At 74.9% G+C, this 1398-nt stretch carries 1 protein-coding gene; it reads right to left on the reverse strand.

The genetic code is table 11. The features are described 5' to 3' along the window. Positions 1–1398 (reverse strand): beta-ketoacyl reductase (locus tag ADK55_RS15225; protein WP_159041399.1); only part of this gene is annotated, 1398 nt, incomplete at both ends.

Below are 1398 nucleotides of genomic sequence, written 5' to 3' on the forward strand. Positions count from 1 at the left end.
GGTCGGGGGTGGGCGGCCGACTGGCGGCCGGCGCCTCGTGGGCGGCCAGCCCGGCCGCGATGTCGTCGGCCGTGCGTGCCCGCATCAGCAGCGACGGGTCGACGGTCAGGCCGCTGCGTTGTTCGAGCACCGTGGTCAGCTCGGCGATCATCAGGGAGTCCAGGCCCAGCCCGGGCAGCGGGCGCTCCCCGGGGTCCTCGCCCAGTACGTGCACGAAGGCGTCACGGACCCGGGCCCGCATGCCCGCGCGGTCGTGACCGGCGCGTGTCGGTGCGGGAACGACGACGGCCTCGGGTCGTGTCCGCGGCGGCGTGGGCGTGGCGACGGAGTCGAAGGGCTCGGGCTCGACGGGCTCCACGGGCTCCGCCGGGGCGGTGGCGGTGCTTCCCGGGAAGATCACGGCGCCGCCCGTCCGCAGGTGGTCGACGAAGGCGTCCAGTGCCTGCTCGGCGCCGATCGAGTGGGCGGCGGAGAAGGACGCGTCCGCTTTCATGCCGATGCCCGTCCAGTTGGGCCAGGCGTGCGCGGTGACGGTCGTGACGGCGTCGTTCTCCTTTTCGGCGAGGGCCAGTTGGTAGGCGTTGGCGAGGCTGTAGTCGACCAGTCCCCGGCCGGCCGAGGCCTGCGTACCGGCGATCGAGGACACCAGGACGACGAAGTCGGCGCCCTCCTCCTTCGCCAGTCGTACGACGTTCAGCGAGCCGGGGACCTTGGGGGCGAGCACCTTCTCGGCGTCGCTCCACGGCCGGCGGTGCATCGCCCCGAACGGGTTGACCCCGCCTGAGGAGTGCACCACGCCGACCAGCCGGCCCCAGCGCCGCCCCAACAGCCCGGCGACCGCGGCGAGCGCCTCGGGGTCGGACACGTCGCAGGACACGTAGTCGACGTCGGCGCGCGCGGCCAGGTCCCGCAGGGCCTCGGAGCGCGCGGGATCGAGGGCCGACCGGCCGATGATGCCGATGCGCTTGGCCCCCCGATCGATCAGCCGCCCGGTCAGGCGCAGTCCCACCGCGCCCAGCCCTCCGGTGACCAGGCAGTACCCGTCGGGGGGCAGGGCGTACGGCGCGCCGGGCACCGTCGGCACGGAGTGCGGCGTGTACCGGACGCCCCGTCGGTGGGCGGCGACGACGGTGTCTCCGCCGGCATCCGTCTCGGCCTGAGTCCGGGTCTCGGTTTCGCTGTCCGTCACGGCCGTCAGGGCGCCGTACTCGGCTGCCAGGCGGCCGGCGAGCGTCTCGGCCGGTTCGGCGGGGTCCAGGTGCACGACCGCGGTGGGCCTGCGGCCTTCGGCTCCGGCGGACCGTACGGCCATGGCCATGGCAGCCCGCTCGGGGCGCAGGCTGCCGCGTTCTTCGGGATGCACGGCGGCGGCGTGGAAGTCCGCCCACAGCATTGCCC

Source organism: Streptomyces sp. WM4235, assembly GCF_001279725.1.
Taxonomy (GTDB): domain Bacteria; phylum Actinomycetota; class Actinomycetes; order Streptomycetales; family Streptomycetaceae; genus Streptomyces.